The organism is Alteromonas sp. 38 (assembly GCF_902506055.1).
Taxonomy (GTDB): domain Bacteria; phylum Pseudomonadota; class Gammaproteobacteria; order Enterobacterales; family Alteromonadaceae; genus Alteromonas; species Alteromonas lipotrueae.
Genome location: NZ_LR733300.1, coordinates 1,152,477 through 1,174,494 on the forward strand (window position 1 = coordinate 1,152,477; position 22,018 = coordinate 1,174,494).

Below are 22,018 nucleotides of genomic sequence, written 5' to 3' on the forward strand. Positions count from 1 at the left end.
TAATGCACATAGCCTTTCGAGTTGAAGGAAATAGTCAAATTGGGTTAGGGCATTTAATGCGTTGTTTAGCGCTAAGCCAATTTGCACATGCTCAAAAGATTCGTGTCTCATTTTTGATGAGCGATATTTCTTCTTCCCTAGCGCAAAGCAGGAGTGATTGGGTGGGAGATATTTTTCCGATCCAAAGCAATAGCAAAGAGCTTGATACAATAGCCACGTTTTGCCGAGATGAACACGTCGATTGTTTACTAATAGATGGCTATCAGTTTGATACGTCTTATCGTTATCAGCTTTCGCAGTTCTTAAAAAGTGAAAACAAGATTTTTGCGATCATTGATGATAACAATGATTCAGGCATGCTCTATGCAGATTGCATCATTAATCAAAATAGTCATGCGGAGCAGCTAGAGTACTCAGTGACTGAACCTCAGGCTTATTGTTGTTTGGGTGAAAACTATCGTATTTTACGTTCAGAATTTTTGCTTCAGCCCTATCAATTAAATCTAGCCTCGTCATTAAGCAATAGAGAAGCGTTAACCATTATTCTAGGTGGTGCAGATACTGCTAATATATCCCTTCAACTGGCGGTTAAATTCAGCGAAACACTCGATAACGCGCCAATCAATATCATCACGGGAAGTGCATTCCAGTATGTTAAAGACGTTGATCAATTCTCTGTTAACAATCCCCGTATTCGTCATTGGCATAACGCTCAATTGGTTTCAAATCTATTTCTGAATTCTCGTATGGTTATCTCTGCCGCAGGTTCCACACAATACGAATTACAGGCAACTTATACGCCGGCATTATTGTTAGTGGTTGCTCAGAACCAGCAACAAGCCAGTCTGCAAAGTCAGCGTCAAGGTAGGGCTCAAATTTTTGATGTTAGAGAAGAGTTTGATATTGATGAGTTTGTGAGACAGGCGTGTAAAGTATGGCACAATGACGAGAAGCTAATGGACATGATAAAGGCCAATATGTCTCAAGCCACCATTAATGGTGCCGATAATATTATCAGTACCCTTACCAAACTAGTAACTTCGTTGGAAAAATAAACTAATGATCACTAATCAGCAAATTATCGCGTTAATTTATTCTGCAATCGATGAGCTTAATGCTACTCGGGAAGGTGAACAAGTAGTGAAAGACGAAAACACAGCGCTGTATGGCTCTGCTAGTCTATTAGACTCCGTTGATTTGGTTAACCTTCTTCTGACACTTGAGGAGTTGCTTGAAGATGAGTTAGAGGTTGAATATGTCATTGCGAATGAAAAAGCGTTGTCTCAAAAAAATAGCCCATTTAAAACGATTGATACGCTGGCGACGTATTTAACTAATGCGTTGAATGAACAGTAATGGATACGTCACATACTCAACAAGTCATTTTGATAACCGGATCAAGCAGGGGAATAGGGTTATACCTAACTCATTACTATTTAAATGCAGGTCATATTGTTATTGGGTGTAGCCGTTCGGAATTATCAATTGAACACCAAAATTACCAACATTTTAGTTTAGATGTGGCAAGTGAAATTGACGTCAAATCTCTTTTCTCGTCAATTCGTAAGCGTCATAAGCGGCTCGATGTACTTATCAACAATGCTGGCATAGCGGCTATGAATCACGCGATGTTGACGCCCTTATCTACGGTAGAGAAAATTTTCTCAACTAATGTATTTGCGAGTTTCTTATTTTGCCGCGAAGCGGTCAAGCTAATGCGTAAAAATCAATATGGGCGAATTGTTAACTTCTCTACAGTTGCCGTGCCTTTTGCTTTAGAAGGCGAAGCCATTTATGCCGCGTCAAAATCTGCTGTAGAAAGCCTGACACAAACATTGGCGAAAGAATTTTCAGAATTTGGCGTTACTGTGAACGCCATTGGCCCAACGCCAATTCAAACGGATCTAATTAAAAATGTTCCTGATGATAAGTTAAATAAACTGCTCGAAAAGCAGAGTATAAAGAGATTCGGCGAAATGGCGGATGTGTCTAATGTCATCGATTTTTATATCAAACCAGAAAGCAGTTTCATTACAGGACAAATTTTATATTTAGGGGGAGCCTGATGTTTATTGATTTTTTTCTGGAAATATTTGAAAAGAATAAGAATAGCGATGCTATTGTTTGGCGAGATCAGGCATATTCATACGGATGGCTCCTAGAAAAAACGCAGTTTTGGCAAGATGTTTTAGCCAACTATGGCGTTACCGAAGGGACTGTGGTGATGGTAGACGCTGACTATTCTCCAAGCTCGGTGGCGTTACTGCTGGCACTTATTGAAAGAGCCACTATATTAGTTCCAACCACTACCTCTGTAGCGCATAAGAGGGATGAGTTTATTGAAACTGCACAGGTCGAAGTTGTGGTGACAATTAAAGATAACGATGAGTATGAAATCGATACGTTATCAACGAAGGCTTCTCATGAACTCATAGCTGACTTACGCGGGCAAAAAATACCGGGTCTTGTGTTATTTTCATCTGGGTCGACAGGCAAAAGTAAAGCTGCTGTTCATGACATGGCAAAGTTACTCGAAAAGTTTAAAGTCGGCCGGCATGCATTACGTGCAATCACTTTTTTGTTGTATGACCATATAGGTGGGGTTAATACTTTATTGTATACCTTGTCTAACGCCGGATGCGTTATTACCGTAACAGATCGTAAACCTGACACCGTTCTTGAAGCCGTTGACAAGTTTAGAGCCGAACTCCTACCTACATCACCAACCTTTATCAACTTAATCCTCATTAGTGAAGCCTACAAGCGTTACGATCTTAGCTCATTAAGTACTGTTACATACGGCACCGAACCCATGCCTGAATCAGTTTTACTTAGGTTTAATCAGTTATTTCCTGACATCAAATTGCTCCAAACCTACGGCCTATCCGAGATTGGCATTTTACGCTCTAAATCTAAGTCGTCATCTTCACTTTGGATGAAAGTAGGAGGGGAAGGTTTCCAGACGAGAATAACCACCGATAATATTTTAGAGGTGAAGTCATATTCGGGTATGTTAGGTTATTTGAATGCGCCTAGCCCTTATACCCCTGATGGGTGGTTTCATACCGGCGATAAGGTCGAGGTGAATGGTGAATATATCAAGGTGCTAGGGCGAGACTCAGAAATAATCAATGTTGGTGGTCAAAAGGTATACCCTGCGGAAGTAGAAAGTGTATTACAACAACTTGACTATATCGCTGAAGCTGAAGTGTATGGCGAACCAAATGCTCTGTTGGGTAATGTGGTATATAGCAAAATTAGGCTGGTTGATAGCACCGAAGGATCACTGCATGAAAATAAAAAAGAGCTCAAGGCGGCGATTAAACGCTTTTGTAAAGCGCACCTAGAAAACTTCCAAGTACCCGCTAAGTTTATCTTCGATGATAATGTGCAATTTAGCCCAAGGTTTAAAAAACAACGTTCTCTATAAAAGGTACTTTAGTGTTTAAGTTTCGCCATATAACTCCCGATGATTTAGCTATTATTTTAAAATGGCGAACAAGCGATGATGTGAATAAGTTTATGCTAAGTGACGTGAGCTATGATCTTGAACAGCAAAAGAAATGGTTCCAAGCCATTCAGTCTGATCGTAAAAGTGGGTATTGGATTATTGAGTACAACCATCAGTCTATTGGTGTGCTTAATCAATCTGAAATTAGCGTAGAACACAAAAGATGTAGCTGGGGGTTTTATATTGGAGATCCAAATTTAAAACAGCTAGGCGGATTAATCCCTCCTTATTTCTACAACTATGTTTTTGCGAGTGAAAATATTAACAAAATTACAGCTGAAGTTTTGAGCAATAACGAAAAAGTAATGAAGTTACACAGGTTACATGCTTATCGAGATGTAGGTGTATATCAATCACATATTTATAAAAACGACGAGTGGTATGATTTACATCTATTTGAACTTCACAAAGAAGACTGGTTGCAAAAGAAACGCTTTTCTTCATTTTTGGCTGACTTTGAGTAGGCCATACCTCAAAATTCTACAAAGGATAATCGCCAAAAATGCTTAAAAATGTTCGATTGCATATTTTTAAAGATGAAGAGAAACAAGCGCAAATCGAAAAGTATACCGCCGAGCTAATCGATCGACAGTATAAGAAAAACCTGTTTGCTTTTAGACAATTTATACCGTCACTAATAGCTAATATACAAAAAATAAACAATGACAATATTTCTATTATCTGCAACAAAAACGGGCAGTTTAACTTAGTCGACTATGGCATCGGGCGAACGCTTTATGGGCTAGATCCTGAAGCGGAAATCAGTAAACAATATTTGGTAAATAGTACCCACTCGATTTTTGTCGACCTTAAGCAATGCGATGAAACTAATCCGGCAGAGGTCGAAACTAATGAAAGTTTAGAGGGATCTTTAGCGAATACTTTTTCATATCAACATTTTATACAACGAAGTGCCTTACCCGAGACCATAGATACTCTTGTAGTGTTAGGGGTTGGATTAGGCTTCCATATTGTTGAGTTAATAAAAAAACACTCTATAACCAACTTAGTTATTTACGAGCCTGAAGCACAATATTTCAAATGCTCGGTATTTTGCTCAAAATGGAACGACGTTTTGGCAGAAGCTAACGACAAAGGTACGCGGTTATTTTTTCAACTCGAAAAAGATGGCCGAAATATTGTTAGCGATATTGAAGAGCTTAGACAGCATTTCGACATAGGGGGATTTTATTTATACAAACATTACAATTCTCCTATTTTCGATACCATAGAAAAAAAATGTATTCAGGGCGGTTGGGCTCGGCTTAAGAGTACTGGTATTACTTCATATAAACTAAGAAGTCCAACCGAATACGTGCCACCTTGGACGCAATCAATACAATTAGAAAATTACCAGGATCCTAGTGCAGAAGCACAAGGTAGACTGAAAAGTAACCTCGCTGCCTTCAAAAAATATTTTCCCGATATTTTTAACAGTTTTAGTCATTACGAACCGCAAACATGGTTGCCTGTAGAAGACAGCAATGGTGAAATCAATTTAGTGAAGAAGGACTCCCTGGTTTCTTGGTATGGAGAATCACCCAAACAGGAATGCGCGCTAAATTTTGACAGTTTTAGTGATCAGCCGAATAAAGACGGACTAATACTTGGCTATAAAGGGAAAAAGCTTAAGAAATATATCCACTATCAATTTGTCAATAAAACAGAATCGCTCTTAAAACAAGTAGAGCAAGATGAAGGACAATTGCCAGATACGCTGAAGTCCATGATTCTTTTTGGCGTTGGAGTGGGTTACCAAATAGAGCGTTTGTTCAATAATCACGACGTAGAAAAGTTATTTGTATGCGAACCTAATAAAGATTTTTTTTACGCATCTTTATTTGCCATAAAGTGGGATGAAATTTTATCTGGTATTGATGAAAAAGAAGGGCGTTTGTACATTAACATCGGTGACGATGGCACTAATTTATTTAAAGATTTGCTAAATCAGTTTTATTCTATTGGCCCCTATATACTTGCGAATACCTATTTCTATCAGAGCTATTACAATTCAGCATTAGTGTCGGCAATTGCTCAATTGAGGGAACAACTTCAGGTCGTTATTTCTATGGGGGAATATTTTGACCATGCAAGGTATGGTATCTCTCACACTACTGAGGCATTAAAAAGAGGCTTTCCACTTCTGCGTAATAAGCCTGCGCAATATTTATCTTTTGAAAACAAAGAAGTTCCTGTTTTTATCGTAGGGAATGGCCCGTCTTTAGATTCGGCGATAGAAACCATTTTGGAGTACCGAGAGAATGCAATTGTTGTCTCTTGCGGAACTGCGCTTTCAGCATTGTATAAACACGATATTACGCCAGATTTTCATGCTGAAATTGAGCAAAATCGCTCTACCTTTGATTGGTGTAGTCGAGTCGATGATTTTAATTATCTCAAACAAATAAACTTAATCTCAGTTAATGGTATTCACCCTGACACTTGTGACCTTTTCAACGATGTTTATATAGCATTTAAAGATGGCGAGTCGTCCACCGTTTCAGCCTTAGAAGTTTTAGGACGGGCTAACTATGAAGAGTTACGTTTCGCATTCCCGACGGTATCAAATTTAGCTATCAATCTGTTTTCAAAAATTGGGATGGATCAGATTTACTTATTTGGCGTAGATTTAGGCTTTTATGACAAGACTAAACACCACTCGAAAGAATCTTCCTACTATGTCAACGGTAAAGAGGTTTATGACTATGAGGCCAGCAATAATACATCAATTGTTGTGCCTGGTAATTTCAGAGCCACTGTGTTCACGAAGTACGAGTTTAAACTTTCCAAAACGATCATCGAGCAGTCCTTAGCGCAAAATGGGCTTACATGTTTCAACTGCAGCGATGGTGCAAAAATAGCCGGTGCAACGCCTTTACCTTTAGATATGGTATTAATTTCTGCATCATCTAGTCAAAGAGATGCTGCACTAGATGTTATAAAAAATAATGCGTTTCAACCAATTGAAAAACCTGATGAATATCCCTCTCTATTTAATGCGAGATTCGATGTTGATGCACTGAAAGACGAGCTTTCTATCTTCATGGAAAAAGTAAAAGTACCCTTCTCATCAAATGACGAAGCAGATGAGTTTATTAAGGTTCAAAAGGAGATGATATTCGAGTCGTATCAAATGAAGAAATCACTCTTATTTTATTTGCTGTATGGAACTATCAACTATGCCAATGCAGTCTTCAGCAAATTATCCTCCACAACGGATAGTTTAACGGCGCTTGATGAAGCGCGTTTGCAATGGCTAGATACATTAGAGAAAGTATCAATTAGCTACATCGGCGATGCTTCGGCATTCGATACTACCAGCTCTTGCGTATTTTTAAGAGAATCTGTGTTTATAAAAGCGTGGATAACATCTGGAGATAAAACTTTCAGCCTAGATATTGAAGAGACAGATAAGAAATTAGTGGAAACAATTGACTCGGCACTATCGTTAGCTAAGACCCCAAAAAGTAGTGAATGTGATGCTTATCATATACATTTTAGGCGCAAGGTAACTGCTCTGGATAGTTTATTGAGCAATATTGGTAGCGAAATAAACAGCCTCGTTGGAACCTTCAGTCTTGTTGAAGAAAGTGTTGTTACACGATTATTCGAACTTAAGAGTAAGGTTAGCATTTATATTTGGTATTCGCCGAATGCGCTAGATATTCCTTCATTTGAAGCTGGAGATAGACCTTTTGTGCACACTGCTAAGCAACATTTTGTGCCAGGTTTTCTCTGTAATCAAGAAGATGTGTTCATGTTCTTGCCTAAATATGAGTTCACGAACAGCAGTGCACTTCAAAAGCAACGCTACTTAGCACCATTACTTGAATCTCTCTCATGGGTTGAAGAATATATAGAATATGCAAGGTATATTGCTATCCCTCGTAAAGGCGTTCTAGCTTCTAGCTTAGCATGCGATAATATTGGAAATAGAGGTAAGGTGTGCAGAGGAAATATACAGATAGATTCATTACTTTTAGAAGACGCAAATGAAACCCGTGTGAAAAACATGATATCTGATATTAATGCTTAGTGTCGTTAACTCAATACAGTCCACTTTGCCAATACACTTAAATTTAAAGTTTTATTTTTTGTGCCGATATTAACTCGTCACCAGAAGACTTTGCGATAGAGGTATGGAAAAATTATTATGACAAAGAGTGTTTATGTAGGAATGAGTGCCGATTTGGTTCATCCTGGCCATCTTAATGTTCTCAAGAGCGCCGCCAAATTAGGCGACGTCACCGTCGGGCTTTTAACCGACGCTGCAATCGCGAGTTATAAGCGAGTGCCTTTTATGGAGTTTGAGCAACGGAAAGTTGTAATTGAAAATATAAAAGGTGTGGATGCTGTAATACCTCAAACTACATTAGACTATGTTCCTAATCTAGAGACATTGAAACCTGATTATGTCGTGCATGGTGATGATTGGAAAACGGGTGTTCAGCAGAAAACTCGACAGCGGGTTATCGATTGCTTGGCCCAATGGGGAGGGAAGCTCATAGAAGTGCCTTATACCCAAGGTATTTCTTCTTCACAATTACACCAAGCGATGAAAGAAGTGGGGACCACGCCTGCCATTCGATTGAAATCCTTAAAACGATTAATGGCTGCTAAGCCTCTGGTTCGCTTTTTGGATATTCACAACGCCTTGTCAGGGTTGATAATCGAGAATACAAAGATAGAAACGGATACTGGGGTTAAAGAGTTTGATGGGATGTGGGGAAGTAGCCTTACAGATTCAACAGCAAAGGGAAAACCCGATATTGAAGCCGTAGATGTATCTTCTCGTATGAGCACCTTAAATGAAGTGCTAGAAGTTACTACAAAACCGATTATTTATGACGCCGATACGGGCGGAAAAACAGAGCATTTCACTTTCACGGTGAAGACCTTAGAAAGGCTGGGTGTGTCTGCGGTTATTATTGAAGATAAAACCGGACTTAAAAAGAACTCTTTATTCGGCACTGATGTAGCGCAAACTCAAGATACAATTGAAGCTTTTAGCCAAAAAATATCAGCGGGTAAAAGTGCTCAAGCTACCAATGACTTTATGATTATTGCCCGTATTGAAAGCTTAATATTAGGCAAAGGTATTGATGATGCTCTCGAGCGAGCTAAAGCATTTTTAGAGGCAGGGGCTGATGGCATTATGATCCATAGCCGAGAAAAATCACCAGATGAAATATTTGAATTTTGTGACCGTTATGCAAAATTCGAAAACAAAAAAACGTTGGTAGTGGTGCCTTCTAGTTATAACACCGTCTTTGAACATGAGCTTCAAGCGCGGGGTGTGAATGTAGTTATTTATGCTAATCAATTACTGCGAAGCGCATACCCAGCAATGTGCAACACTGCAGAGTCTATTTTACGCCATGGGCGAAGTTCAGAAGTTGATGCCCAAATGATGCCTATTAAACAAATTCTAGAATTGATACCGGGCGGTAAGTAGCACTATGGTATCCCCTGAATTGTTTTGTCACTTACTCGCCCAACATGGCTTGAGCAACTATTACGGTGTACCAGACTCGCTACTGAAAAATTTGTGTGCTTATATCGATTCTACGTTTGAATCTAACGCGCATGTGATTACCGCTAATGAGGGCAATGCTATTGGAATGGCGACAGGTCATTACTTAGGGGCAGGGCAACCCGCTGTCGTATATATGCAGAACTCTGGATTGGGAAACACGATAAATCCACTCACGTCACTTGCTGATCCAGAGGTTTACGGGATTCCAATGTTGATGGTGATTGGATGGCGAGGTGAGCCTAATGTTAAAGACGAACCACAGCATGTAAAACAAGGTCAAATAACGCAGCAGCAGTTGGATGTGCTAGGAATCCCTTATATCACGATAGATTCGGGTTCGATTCTAGAAGATGCTTTGCCACCATTACTAGAAACCATGAAAACCAATACATGTCCTGTAGCCATTTTGGTTAGAAAAGACACCTTTTCAGCTACGGACTCGGCTAGCAGTAAGTCAGTTGAAAACCGATGTGAGATGAGCAGAGAGGAAGCCCTGTCTCTTTTGCTGGGAAACATGTCTGGTGCAGAGTTAATCATCTCAACCACTGGGAAAACATCAAGGGAATTGTTTGAAATTAGACAAACAAATAACCAAGATAATACAGATTTCCTTACCGTTGGTGGAATGGGACATACCTTATCCATTGCGATGGGAGTAGCCCGTGTAAAACCAAACCGTCAAGTGATAGCGCTTGATGGTGACGGTTCGATGCTAATGCACATGGGGGCACTAGCTATTGCTGGAGCAAGTAACCTTGACAACTTGATCCATGTGGTACTCAATAATCAATGCCATGACTCGGTGGGTGGGCAGCCTACTGTAGCTGGAGGTATTGACATAGAAAGCATTGCATTAGGATGCAAATACGACGCGTATTATTGTTGTGATGATAGTGACTCACTTACTGAAGCGTGGTCAAAGATTATTGCTGCAATGCCTCAATGTAAAGGTCCAATTTTGTTTGAAGTTAAAATTAAACAAGGTGCAAGAAGTGATTTGGGACGTCCTACGTCTACCCCCATCGAGAATAAATTAGCATTTATGCAGCACAGTCATGGCGAATGATATGAGTTTCATGCCGCCCATGCTAACTAAAGCCTTAAACGAGCGGTTAATTCAATCAGATGATTACTTATCTAGTGTGAGTAAACTGATAGAAGCCAACCTTGAGGTTCTACTTGTTACAAGTCAGGGGTTTGTTAAGCGTGGTGTTGTGGATGCATTCAAAGCCAAACTGAAATGTGAACGTTTTCACGTGATTGATGATGTAACCCCTAATCCAGAGTTAACCTATATCGATGGACTTTATGCGCGATTTAAAACAAGTAAAGTCACTCATATTATCGCGCTAGGCGGTGGTAGCGTGTTAGACACCTCTAAAGTACTTCGGGTTATGTTGCAAACACAAAGCGGCGGCCTACACCAACTTATGGCTGCACGAAAAGCAGTGTCAAATTCTGTGGCGTTAATCGCCATCCCCACCACCTCGGGAACAGGGGCTGAAATCACCCCATTTGCTACAGTATGGGATACGGGTGATAAAAAGAAATATTCTATTGACCATGCTGAAAGCGATAAGGTTGTTTTAGATCCGAATTTAACGGTAGGATTACCGCCTTATGAAACCATGGTGACAGCATTAGATGCTTTGTCCCATGCTATCGAATCATTATGGAATGTAAGGCGGTCGAACACTTCTGAGCGCTATGCAGTGCAAGCCATAGCACTAATTTGTGAGCATTTGCGGCCCGTGCTTAAAAAACCTAAGAACATTGAAGGCCGAGCGGCTCTGCAATTCGCGGCATTTTTATCAGGTCTTGCGATTTCAGAAACTAAAACTGCACTTGCCCACGCAATCTCATATCCTTTGACCATTGAATTTAAGGTACCCCACGGTTTAGCCTGTAGTTTTACTTTGGCGGCAATGTTAAAGGTTGTAGGGGCAAACAGATTAAAGTTATCCCAAGACATGGTCGATAGGATAATTAATCTCTTGGATGCATTACGCCTCAACGACGAAATGAAGAAGTTTGCAGAATTACCGCAAATGCTTAAAGCTGTTGACCGCGAACTCGATCCTTCCCGGGCGGGTAATTTTACAACGGCAGTAACGCCAGATTTAGTTAAAGCCATCATTAAAGAGAGTCTGTCTTAACTACGAGAAAAATAGGCATTTTCGGCCATGAAAACAAAAACGCTATTATTTGGGGCAGGCGAAAGCTCAAAAACGTATATCTCTAATAATGAAACGTCCCGAGAGTTTATTGGTATTGTTGATAACGATAAACAGAAAGAAGGGTTACTTATCGAAGGCGTGCCAGTTATTAGCCCTGCCGCTATTGGACACTTAGTATTCGATGAAATAGTAATAACCACCCAGTGGGCAGTAGAAGTTGAAGCGCAGTTACTCAATGAACTCGATGTCCCGCATCAAAAAATCGTTGTGCCACCTAAAAGTCACTTAAAAAAACAAACTCCACCATTTTATAATGCCGCAAGCCGACAATTGGGTCGCAACATTATTAGCGAGCTATCTTCAATAGCCATAAATGAGAGTGTTCCTCTTGTGCTCGATTTTGGAACATTGCTGGGTATCATTCGAGACAAAGATATTATCGAGTGGGATGACGATATCGACTTTTCAATGCCCACACATTATTTCCAGAGTGTACTGAATGTTATCGAGGCATTTGTCGAAAATAACGTAAGTAACTTAACCTGGAAAGTCTCAAAAACCCTAGATAAAAAGAATAGAGGTATTGGTATTGTATTGGAGTTTGACGACCCCCTTAATAATCTAGCTCAGTTCAAAACAACGTTTAGTGCGCGAGAAGTCAAAGATGGTAAATCTATCCACCTTCCTAGCTTGGGGATGTGGTTTGCGCCAGAAAAGCATTTTAACGGTACGGCATTGGTCAACTGGAACACTTGCCAAGTTCAAACGCCAGTGCAATCCAGTGAATATTTAGCCTTTTTGTATGGTTCAGACTGGAATGTACCGAAGAAAAATATCACGTTTACGGATTATGCAAATACACAGGTTGTTGAATTTAGTGAGTTTAAAGACGCAGGATTAAGAGTGGAGTCGGACAAAAAAATAGATATGTCGCTTGTGTCAAAATAAAATTCTGTTTACCTTACCTGCCACCTCATCCGAAGCCCAAAATTCGTCCTCGCATTTAAAGCAAAAGAATTTTAAAAAGCTGTCGATATAATAAAACAATTGAACGCGTTTTAGGGGGGATGTATTCCAAAAGTCACTTTCATTTAGAAACGAACTTTACGAAGCCCTAAAGTTGCTGGCATAACTTTTGCTGAAGTCGATTATGAAAAATAAGGCGTCAAAAATATGAGAATACTGCCAGTCGTATTTGCTAGAGCCGACTCTAGCCGGCTTCCTGGAAAGGTATTATCGCCAATTTTAGGCAGTCATTCCGTCATTGATTGTATTATTACGCAAGTTCGCGCTCTGGCCTATGAAGAGAGTGCAATAGCAGAGCCAGTAATAGCCACATCAACTCGCTCTGTGGATGATAGTATTGCACGATATGGAGAAGGCAAGGGTGTGCAAGTTTATAGAGGCGCCTTGTCGCCCATGCTTAGGTTGTGTGAGTTAGCGAGTGCAAATGTGGATACGTGGCTATGGCGGCTTAATGCAGATAGTCCGCTCATTTTATTCCCTCTCATTAAGCACATCGTTTCAAAATTGAGCGATATGGATGACGCCACGCAATTGATCACTAACTTGAATAAGAGGACATTCCCTTATGGGATCTCTTTAGAAATGTATCGTTCACGATGGCTACGTGAAATAGTTAACAGCAGCCATACAGAAGAAGAAAGAGAACATATTACGCCAATTTGTAAGAGGCTAAATAACGACAATATTTGTAACATCGAGGCCAATGATTTAAGCATTCCAGATTTTGACTCAACCGTACGCTTAACCATTGACTATGAAGAAGACGCCGACTTTTTTGGTTCGCTCTGGCTACATCCAGTATTTGATAGTACTGAGGTTGGAAGTATTGAGCGAATTACTATGGCATACAAAGAACGAATTAAATTATGAGATATAATATTTACCACATTTGTCCATTTGGACATGGCTTTAATATAGGTAACTTCCTGATTCAGCAGGCGGTTCGACGAATGGTGGAGCGACAATGTAACGGCGCGGTGAATTTCATTACCATACCTGCTGCGGGGTTTGGTGCAAAGTCAGGCCTAACCAAAAAAACAATATACGATATAAATCAAACGGCATCAGGCGTCATTATCGGTGGCGGCAACCTCTTTGAAAATGGCGAAATAGAATTTGATAAAGGGGCATTAAGAGCGCTGAGAAAGCCTATGATGGTTTACTCAACGTCTTACGGAAATATTTACGGTTCAGATTTATCGTATGTAAGGCGAACAGATGCAATCAATGACGGCGACTTGGTGACGCTGTTGGAGCATGCTGATGTCGTTCTCTCAAGAGATGCAGCAACGTATAATCATATCGAATCGCTCATGCGCCATCCCGATCATCTTGTCGGTGGGTGTCCTTCAGTCTACATTTCTGATTTAGCTAACAGAGAATTTTCAAAAGATGGTCAGCAAGAAGCGCGTTTCCCGTTGCTTGCGGTACGTAATCCCGATCAGATGAATATTCCCCTATCTCAAAAAATGAAGATGCACCATCTGTCAGAGCGGTGTCTTGATTTACTTGAATCACGAACCAATAAACCGGCGCGCGTACTGTGCAACGATCAAAGAGATATTGAATATGCTATGTCGTTTGGACGAGATATCCTATACACAAGCGACGTGTATGAATACTTCAATATTTTAAATAGCGTTGAAGCCGCTATCTCATTTCGTGTACATACAAGTCTACCGCTTTGGTCGCTTAGAAGACCTACTCTAAACCTTTCTTATGATGAACGTTCGGAAAGCCTGATTAACACACTGGGAATGGAAGCGTGCGACTTAAATATTATTGAGCGCCGAGAAACAATCTTCGAAGATTTAAAAAATCATGTTGAGAATATGCCAGAATCTGTCGCTATCCCCCCTTGTTGGGATACCCTTCATGATATTCAAGTCGAAGGAATCAATCGTTTCTTGACTAAATTGAGGCCGGTAAAATGAAAATAATTGCTGAAGCGGCCATGAATCACTTTGGTTCAGTTCCTTTGCTGTGGACCAATACAGAGGTTGCGTTAAATGCTGGTGCTGATTACGTAAAATTTCAACTAATACGCGATGAAACCCTATATGCCCCAGGTGATTACGAATATGGCACCTACGATATTGATGATGTTCGTTGGTTAAGGCACCACTCTCGAATTCCTCATGAACAATATAAAAGTATTGTAGAGCGTGCATCCACTAAAAGGGGATATCGCTGTGTTACATCAACCCCTTTCGATTTGTTATCGCTTGAAGAGCTTATCGAAACAGAACCTCCATTCATAAAAATTGCGAGCGGTGATAACAATTACAATGATCTTCTTGATGCTGCTGGATCCAGTGGCTTTCCAGTAATTCTCTCCACCGGTATGTCAACCATTGAGCAAATAGATCAATCGGTCGAACGGTTATTGAGTCATACTTCCAATATCGTTCTCATGCACTGTGTGGCGGAATACCCCCATGATTTGTCTAACGCCATGTTGGGCACTATTCCTTGGTTACAAAATCGATACGGTATTCCTATTGGTTTCTCTGACCACTCTGACGGTTACGCCGCCGCAGTTTTAGCGGCTTCTTTAGGGGTGGAATGGATAGAAAAGCATTTTTCATTATCACCCGCAAATGGCGGTCTTGATGTAAAGCACTCCCTAGACGGGGAAGCGCTCGCTGTGTTTTGTAAAATGGTAAAAGATACCCAAAGTGCGATGCAAAGTGTACGCTCAGAGCCAACTGAAGCGGAACTTTATACCGCAAAAAGAGCGCGCAGAGGACTTTACTTCAGGCACGCACTGCCTAAAGGTCACGTTATTACCAAAGAGGATATAGCTTATTTGCGTCCAGAAAGGGACTTTCCTCTGGAGTCATTAGATGTGGTTGTTGGTCAGACTCTGCTTACTGATGCCACTGCAGGTAAGCCTATAGACAAAACAGATATTAAATGAACATTGTTGCAAGCGTACTCATCGTTGCCGAAATAGGAAAAAATGTGGGGTGGGGCCATGTTGCTCGCGCTCAACTTTTGAGAGAAATACTTTCGCCTAAAATGGCTGTAACGTTAAAAGTCGTTAATCGAGAGCCGTGGGGTGATCCCTTGCTCGAAGATGAGTACGCTCTGCGCAATATTGTTGATGCCGATATCGTTTTTCTCGATGGATTATCTCTAAAGAAAGAAACTGAATGCTACGTAAGGGCGCCGAAGAAGATATCGCTGTCTTATATTTCAGATGTTAATGAAGATGTCGATTACGTTGTTGCACCTAGCTTAAATGGGATGACTGCACCAGCTCACTTTCTCACGGATTTGTCTGCTGTGCTATGCAACATCCCTTCGTCGAAATGGATGGAAAGTGCTTCGAAGCCTATCAAAGCCCGTAATACACGACTGATAGGTGTTTGTATGGGGGGAGGTGATGCAGATGGAGTGGCGCCTTCTATCGTTGATGCGTTAGCTGAGCAAGGATATGAGCCACTTGTTTATCCACCTCAGAAAAATAAATCGCTATCGCTTAACGAGTTTTTACACCGTAAGCTGAAAGATAAAGAATCGCAAGCTTTCTCCTATAGTGACCTAAAGGCGTGCAACGCAGTTATATGTCAAGGTGGTCTTAGTGCTGTTGAATTAGCGTTAATGGGAATGCCGACCGTGATTCGTCGGCGAACAAACTTTAGTGAGGCATATCGCTTTTTGTATTCATATGGGTGTGCACTGCCATCAACAGAAAATACTATTCCATCGCTGATAAATGCTATTGAGAAAATTGCCGATGACCCTCAATTGCGTCAGCGTATGTCGTTGGCGGGTAAATCGCTTAACACACACGTAGATAAATCGTTTTGGTTCTCGTTAACCAATAGACTGATGAGTAATTAATTATGAAAATATGCCGCTTCTGTCAGGGTAGTGATTTGAAAATTTGGACGGGTAATTATTATCGGTGTAATGACTGCCTGTATATTTGCACGGTACCTGTACCAACGCCAACTGAAATTAGTAACCATTACGCGCATTACCATGAAAAAAATCATCAGGCTTCGGAAGTAAAAAATAAGGCGCGCGCAGTATCTTACATACAAGAAGTGGATTGGATTAAAAGCCAAATTACCGATCCATTAGAAGGGCCTGTATTTGACTATGGTGCCTCTGGTGGCTACTTCCTAGATGCCTTGGTTGAACACGGTGGAATTAAAAACGTACGGGCCTTTGGAGATGACTTATCCATTGGCGCGGTAGAGACATTGACACAGAAAGGATATCACTTGAGTGTTGATAAAGTAGGAAAGGGGACGATGAACCTTGTCGTTCTGCGAGGAGTGTTAGAGCACTTGGTGGACTTTAGGGCGTTATTAAAACAGCTTACGGATTTAGTGTCAGAAGAGGGATATTTCTTTATCACTGCAACACCAGATTCGAGCTCTACGGTCGCCAATTTGTATCGGGATGAATGGGTTCAACATCATTATCCTAGCCATTTTCAACATTTTTCAGCGGCATTGGTTGATGAATTGTTTGCTGAGCTAAATTTTGTACTTGCTGATCATGTGGATCTCTATCGAGACTCTGTCTACCGTTCAGATCAGGACAATGAAAACTGGTTATCTTCCGTGCACAAACGAGATTCACAAAAGCGACACGCTTATTGGGGATCTATGATGACCAGGCTTTATAAACGCGCATAATTTCTGTTGTTTTGCAGCTTTATTTCAATAAATGTACTGGCAAGCGTTTTTCGTAATAGTCGTAAATAAGATTAATAAATTCTAAATCTGTTACATGACTGCTTCTCGAACGATTTTTTGCCAGTTTTTCGTTAAATCTATGTGCTGGTATTTTGAAAGCATGAACGTCTATCCCTTTCTGAAATTTAACAATATTCCAAAGCGACGTAGATAAAAAACCACACACTGTTTTAGGCGCGTGGGTTTGACTTATCAGGAAATTCTCGGCTGTTAGTTCAGTGTGTATAATCGTAATTTTTCCCGTTGCTGCAAGTGATTCGATCAAAGTATGATCTTCTCTCGGGTGTGGCAGGTAGAGCATTCGCTTACCTTTGAACTGGTCACAAATCTCATTTAAACATATTTCGTAATCGCTAGCGGTCATGTGATTTATTTTTACAAACGGTTGACCCAAAAAAAGAACGGAATCAGATTTCTGGTCATCATGGGTAAAACACAGTTGCTTCATCGGGTTGTTCACGACGTTAAAATAATCACAAGCTTCATAATCAAACACGGTAAAGAGGTCATATCTAACGGGCTTTAAGTTCCATAGACCATATTTTATTTTAACAGCTTCAATAGTGCGTTGCCTTTCAATGTTGCGGCTAACTGACATGTCATAATAGAGGCCATACCTCGTTAAACTGTGAATTGCTAATAATGTTCCAGTGCCATCATCCATGAGGATGGTCGAGGGATTTTGAAGAGAGTTGACGATATCCACAAAAATGTAGAGGCGTGCATCAGCAAAAAAGACAAAGTCTAAAGACTCTGCTTTCAACGTATCTAAATGTTGAGCATATGCCTTAGTACCTTCTTCAATATCGTGATCATTACGAGTACAAAATATAGTTTTTGCATGGGGAGGCAAAAGTTGTTTTATCATTAACCGCCACTTAGGGTTGTGATCGCTTGCCACGATAAAAAAGGTACTTTGTTCAATATTAAACTCTGTTATTGCTTCTAGCGCATTAATAACATGTAGCGGAGTTTGAACTAAAAATAGGGCAGTGCGTGCCATCAGTATTTTACCTTTCGTATATTTATAGTGTGACTTAGAAGGTCTTTTCAGAACACGCTCGACGACTGATAAAAACCGCCAAAAATCCTTCATTATTAACTATACAACTATCTGTGAACAGAATAATAATTATAGCGGCGTGGTGGTGTCCTACTTTTCATTACGAACGCCTTTATTTCCTGCACTTCTCGTGATTCATTGGCAAATATTTTATCAATAAATCCTAGGTAAAAGGCAGGTTTATAGAAAGTGATATCAAGGTATGTCGGTTTATACGCTTAACTGGTTAGATGTTGAGCAGTATCATGCTATAATACATCATGGAAAAGTTTAAAATGGTGGCAATTATGCAGGTAAATAACAGCAGCACATCATCCTTATTCAATCAAATTCAAGATAAACAGACTGATCTGTTTGAAAAGTTAGCGTCTGGCAAAAAGGTCAATAATGCTTCAGACGGCGCAGCGGCCCAGCAGATTATTGACCGTTTAACGTCTGAGGTTGAAGGCAATCGTCAGGCTGTGAACAACGTTTATGATGGCATTTCGTTAGCTCAAGTCGCTGAAGGCGGTTTAAGCAACATTAACGATGATGTAAATCGTATACGCGAGCTTACTATTCAGTCTGGTAACGGTGTGTTAAGCGACGGCGACCGTCAAGCGCTGCAATCTGAAATATCACAGCTTCAAGAGAATATCAGCTTTACCATTGAGCAAACCAATTTTGCTGGTAAACCTTTGTTGTCTGACAATGGCGCGTTGAGTTTTCAAGTTGGGGCGAATGGTGGCAACTCAGTTGATGTTAAAACCCAAGATCTTGGTAGCCAACTATCTGACGTACTTTCTATCGATTTAACTTCTGGTAGCAGTATTGATGATGCGTTAAATGCTACCGACGAAGCGATTGAAATTTTAGGTGGCGCACGTGGCGATTTAGGTGCTACGCAAAATAGTTTGGCTAGTACTGCTCGAAATTTAACCCAATCCAATGTGAACACGGCAGAAGCACGTAGTCGAATTCAAGATTTAGATTACGCTCAAGCAAGCTCTCAACAAGCGGCAAATAATGTCCAAGGGCAAGCGGCTTTAACGGTTCAAGCCCAAGCGAATCAGCAGCAAGGGCAGGTTTTGGCACTGCTCAGTTAAACATTAAATTTGAGTGAGTTATTCGAAAGAAGCAGGGAAACCTGCTTTTTTTATTGCTACATTTCCGAAAACACCAGTTGCGCTGCGATCTTTTGTCGTTACAATTTACAAATGCGCTAAACTGTAAATAATAACAAAGCGTTCTCGGGGATTTGATGAAGGATATTTTGCTGGTTAGTGATAGCCAGGAACTAATTCATAGCTTAGAAACCATAGTCACCTTTTTGGGAGAGTCGTGTCAGTCACGAGGGCTTTCTGACTGTGAAAGTTACCTGAAAGAAAAGGGTGCAGATGCCGTACTTATTGAGTACGCGTCGTCGTCAGTGGTGAATTCACTGGTTGCTCGTTTTCCACACATACCATTCGTCGCCATTTTACATTCAAATGGTGAAGTGGCCGCTTCGTGCAATTTAGTCAGCGTGATCACCTTACCGCTTACTTACCCAGTACTTACGCAATCAATTCACCGATGCCAAGAATATAGCCGCAGAAAGCCGGGTAAAACCCGCGCTGGTGGCTCTAAAACCCGCCTGTTTAGAAGTTTGGTGGGCAAGAGCGATGAAATTCAGGTTGTGCGTCGTTTGGTAGAGCAAGTGGCTCCTACAGAGGCAACGGTGCTAATTTTGGGGGAGTCTGGTACGGGAAAAGAAGTGGTGGCACGTAATGTACACTTCTTGTCAGAACGTAAAGATGGCCCTTTTATTCCCGTTAACTGCGGTGCTATACCCGGCGAGCTTCTTGAAAGTGAATTGTTTGGTCACGAAAAAGGCGCCTTTACCGGTGCGATTAGTGCTCGAAAAGGCCGCTTTGAATTAGCTGAGGGTGGAACATTATTTCTAGATGAAATTGGCGACATGCCGTTGCAGATGCAAGTCAAACTGCTTCGGGTACTGCAAGAGCGTATTTACGAGCGAGTAGGTGGTAGCAAGCCTCAACAATGCAATGTTCGTATTATTGCGGCTACCCATCGTCATCTAGAAACTATGATCAAAGAAGATAAGTTTCGTGAAGATCTCTACTACCGCTTAAACGTGTTCCCTATCGATAGCCCTGCATTACGTCAACGAAAAGACGACATCCCGTTACTGCTGCAAGAACTCAACAGCCGTATTCAAGGGGATGGTGTAGATAGTGTGAGGTTCACTGAACGCGCAATAGAATCGTTAATGGAGCATAATTGGGCGGGTAATGTTCGTGAGCTATCGAATCTAGTTGAGCGCCTGAGTATACTTTATCCCGGTCAAATCGTTGATGTGGCCGACCTTCCAGAGAAATACCAGTACGGTGAAATTCAAGCGTACGAACCAGATTACCCCGAAGAACTGCTAGAGCGAGACGCGTTTAATGCGCTTTTTGCAGAATCAGCTTCGCAAGATCACTTTGATGAACCTGAGGAAGAGAACAGTTTACCTCTTTCTTCTTCGCTGCCTGAGGAAGGGGTTAATCTAAAAGAATACTTGTCTGAACTTGAAATTACCCTCATTCGCCAAGCCTTAGAGCAGCAAGAATGGGTCGTTGCTCGCGCTGCGGATAAGCTCGGAATGCGCAGAACCACCCTTGTTGAGAAAATGCGTAAGTACGATATTCAGCGTATGGAAGAAGTTTAACGTCAATTACCTGACGTTAAACTTCTTCCTTAATTTATCGTAACCATATGATAAATATAGTATAAAAACTGGCATGTCTTCTGCAAAGTAAAATCATATACACAAACCGTCTTTAAATTGACGAGAGCCATATGATTTTTGATAGCACACACGACAGCAGTACTTCGTCTTCTGAACAATTCACTTCATCTTATGATGTGCCTAGTGTCGAGCATGCGCTTGAGGCTACAACACCGTCGTATGTGAGTGAAGCAGAAGTGAGCTCACTTCGTCGCCAAGCCAGTCGTTTGGAAAACTTGCTTCAAGTCATGCCGGCAGGCGTCATCGTTATTGACGGCAAAGGGGTTGTACGTCAAGCCAATGACTTAGCTAAGGCATTGCTGGGTGAGCCGCTAGAAGAACAAATATGGCGTAGCATCATTGCTCGCTCATTTAATCCTCGTGCAGACGATGGTCATGAAGTGTCATTGGTAGATGGTCGTCGCGTTAAACTTTCTATAACGCCACTTGAAGACGAACCAGGGCAGCTGATTGTTATTACAGATTTGACGGAAACACGTCGGCTTCAAGCCAGTGTCAGCCATATGCAGCGTTTATCTTCATTAGGCAAAATGGTGGCATCCCTTGCGCATCAGATTCGAACGCCTTTATCCGCAGCGATGCTTTATGCCTCCAATTTAACGCGAAAAGATTTACCCCAGCATGCATCTGAGCAATTTGCTCGAAAGATGACAGACAGACTTAAAGAGTTAGAAAGCCAAGTTAATGACATGCTGTTGTTCGCCAAGTCTGGTGAACAACAAGTTGTGAATACCTTATCGCTTGCCAGCTTGCGAGAAGCAATTGAGCCTAATGCGCAAACCATCACTGCGCAGCAAGCACAGCAAATTGCTTTTAATGGCTTCGATTCAACGGATGCACTTATCACTGGGAATCTCACCGCGCTGCAAGGTGCTGTGCTGAACCTTATTCAAAATGCGAGTCAAGTTACGCCCAAGGGCTACACGGTTTCGATTAATGCAGTAGTACATGAAAATAGGGTGCTACTTTGCGTTAACGATAAGGGACCAGGTGTACCCAATACCCTAATCAATAAAATATTCGAGCCGTTCTTTACCACCAAAACCCATGGCACAGGGCTGGGGTTAGCCGTGGTGAAATCGGTAGCTAAAGCACATAACGGTTCGCTTAGCATGGTAAATCTTAATGAAGGAGGTGCTTGCTTCACGCTTGCATTGCCTTGTAACACTCAGGCTATCGGGCAACACAATAAGCCTCACTCAAATGTCGCTTAATTG

19 protein-coding genes are annotated in these 22,018 nt (G+C 41.2%); 18 read left to right on the forward strand and 1 reads right to left on the reverse strand.

The genetic code is table 11. From position 1 onward, the window contains the following. Positions 1–2 precede the first annotated feature (2 nt). The 15 genes from pseG to FLAVO9R_RS04980 all read left to right on the forward strand — a co-directional run bounded on the left by pseG (position 3) and on the right by FLAVO9R_RS04980 (position 16,905). Positions 3–1,055, forward strand: coding sequence for a UDP-2,4-diacetamido-2,4,6-trideoxy-beta-L-altropyranose hydrolase (gene pseG, locus FLAVO9R_RS04910; RefSeq protein ID WP_159529331.1), 1,053 nt, complete (start codon positions 3–5; stop codon positions 1,053–1,055). A gap of 4 nt (positions 1,056–1,059) precedes the next feature. Beyond that, positions 1,060–1,356 (forward strand): acyl carrier protein, encoded by a 297-nt coding sequence (locus tag FLAVO9R_RS04915; protein WP_159529333.1) that lies wholly within the window; start codon positions 1,060–1,062, stop codon positions 1,354–1,356. Further along, a complete protein-coding gene (locus FLAVO9R_RS04920; RefSeq protein ID WP_159529335.1) occupies positions 1,356–2,066 on the forward strand; it encodes an SDR family NAD(P)-dependent oxidoreductase in 711 nt (236 codons plus the stop codon). The genes FLAVO9R_RS04915 and FLAVO9R_RS04920 overlap by 1 nt, the downstream gene beginning before the upstream one ends. Beyond that, the gene (locus FLAVO9R_RS04925) at positions 2,066–3,430 is read left to right on the forward strand and encodes an ANL family adenylate-forming protein (protein WP_159529337.1); all 1,365 of its coding nucleotides are present in this window, start codon (positions 2,066–2,068) and stop codon (positions 3,428–3,430) included. Before FLAVO9R_RS04920 ends, FLAVO9R_RS04925 begins: the two co-directional genes overlap by 1 nt. 11 nt (positions 3,431–3,441) lie before the next feature. After that, a complete protein-coding gene (gene pseH / locus FLAVO9R_RS04930; RefSeq protein WP_159529339.1) occupies positions 3,442–3,975 on the forward strand; it encodes a UDP-4-amino-4,6-dideoxy-N-acetyl-beta-L-altrosamine N-acetyltransferase in 534 nt (177 codons plus the stop codon). Positions 3,976–4,013: 38 nt separating this feature from the next. Next, a complete protein-coding gene (locus FLAVO9R_RS04935) occupies positions 4,014–7,547 on the forward strand; it encodes a motility associated factor glycosyltransferase family protein (RefSeq protein ID WP_159529341.1) in 3,534 nt (1,177 codons plus the stop codon). Positions 7,548–7,664: 117 nt separating this feature from the next. Next, positions 7,665–8,966 (forward strand): phosphoenolpyruvate mutase, encoded by a 1,302-nt coding sequence (gene aepX, locus FLAVO9R_RS04940; protein ID WP_159529343.1) that lies wholly within the window; start codon positions 7,665–7,667, stop codon positions 8,964–8,966. 4 nt (positions 8,967–8,970) lie between these two features. Beyond that, positions 8,971–10,113, forward strand: a complete 1,143-nt coding sequence (gene aepY / locus FLAVO9R_RS04945) for a phosphonopyruvate decarboxylase (RefSeq protein ID WP_159529345.1) — start codon at positions 8,971–8,973, stop codon at positions 10,111–10,113. A 1-nt stretch (position 10,114) separates the two neighbouring features. Further along, positions 10,115–11,203, forward strand: coding sequence for a phosphonoacetaldehyde reductase (locus FLAVO9R_RS04950; RefSeq protein ID WP_159529347.1), 1,089 nt, complete (start codon positions 10,115–10,117; stop codon positions 11,201–11,203). A gap of 27 nt (positions 11,204–11,230) precedes the next feature. Then, positions 11,231–12,172 carry a nucleoside-diphosphate sugar epimerase/dehydratase gene (locus FLAVO9R_RS04955; protein WP_159529349.1) on the forward strand — a complete coding sequence of 314 codons (942 nt, stop codon included), beginning with the start codon at positions 11,231–11,233 and terminating at the stop codon, positions 12,170–12,172. Between the two features lie 225 nt (positions 12,173–12,397). Continuing rightward, the gene (locus FLAVO9R_RS04960) at positions 12,398–13,120 is read left to right on the forward strand and encodes a cytidylyltransferase domain-containing protein (RefSeq protein WP_159529351.1); all 723 of its coding nucleotides are present in this window, start codon (positions 12,398–12,400) and stop codon (positions 13,118–13,120) included. Next, positions 13,117–14,184, forward strand: a complete 1,068-nt coding sequence (locus tag FLAVO9R_RS04965; RefSeq protein ID WP_159529353.1) for a polysaccharide pyruvyl transferase family protein — start codon at positions 13,117–13,119, stop codon at positions 14,182–14,184. Before FLAVO9R_RS04960 ends, FLAVO9R_RS04965 begins: the two co-directional genes overlap by 4 nt. Further along, entirely contained in the window at positions 14,181–15,170 is a 990-nt protein-coding gene (locus tag FLAVO9R_RS04970; RefSeq protein WP_159529355.1) for an N-acetylneuraminate synthase family protein, read from the forward strand. Before FLAVO9R_RS04965 ends, FLAVO9R_RS04970 begins: the two co-directional genes overlap by 4 nt. Further along, positions 15,167–16,099 (forward strand): hypothetical protein, encoded by a 933-nt coding sequence (locus FLAVO9R_RS04975; protein WP_159529357.1) that lies wholly within the window; start codon positions 15,167–15,169, stop codon positions 16,097–16,099. The genes FLAVO9R_RS04970 and FLAVO9R_RS04975 overlap by 4 nt, the downstream gene beginning before the upstream one ends. Before the next feature lie 35 nt (positions 16,100–16,134). Continuing rightward, positions 16,135–16,905, forward strand: a complete 771-nt coding sequence (locus tag FLAVO9R_RS04980; protein WP_159529359.1) for a class I SAM-dependent methyltransferase — start codon at positions 16,135–16,137, stop codon at positions 16,903–16,905. A gap of 19 nt (positions 16,906–16,924) precedes the next feature. Here FLAVO9R_RS04980 and FLAVO9R_RS04985 read toward each other — a convergent pair whose 3' ends face one another. Further along, positions 16,925–17,968 carry a glycosyltransferase family 52 gene (locus FLAVO9R_RS04985; RefSeq protein WP_159529361.1) on the reverse strand — a complete coding sequence of 348 codons (1,044 nt, stop codon included), beginning with the start codon at positions 17,966–17,968 and terminating at the stop codon, positions 16,925–16,927. Positions 17,969–18,315: 347 nt separating this feature from the next. Between FLAVO9R_RS04985 and FLAVO9R_RS04990 the strand changes: the two genes are divergently transcribed. The 3 genes from FLAVO9R_RS04990 to FLAVO9R_RS05000 all read left to right on the forward strand — a co-directional run bounded on the left by FLAVO9R_RS04990 (position 18,316) and on the right by FLAVO9R_RS05000 (position 22,015). Beyond that, complete coding sequence (locus FLAVO9R_RS04990) at positions 18,316–19,113, forward strand: flagellin (protein ID WP_159534393.1); 798 nt, start codon at positions 18,316–18,318, stop codon at positions 19,111–19,113. A 155-nt stretch (positions 19,114–19,268) separates the two neighbouring features. After that, positions 19,269–20,720 carry a sigma-54 dependent transcriptional regulator gene (locus tag FLAVO9R_RS04995; protein ID WP_159529363.1) on the forward strand — a complete coding sequence of 484 codons (1,452 nt, stop codon included), beginning with the start codon at positions 19,269–19,271 and terminating at the stop codon, positions 20,718–20,720. A gap of 131 nt (positions 20,721–20,851) precedes the next feature. Then, positions 20,852–22,015, forward strand: coding sequence for a sensor histidine kinase (locus tag FLAVO9R_RS05000; protein ID WP_159529365.1), 1,164 nt, complete (start codon positions 20,852–20,854; stop codon positions 22,013–22,015). Positions 22,016–22,018: the final 3 nt, after the last annotated feature.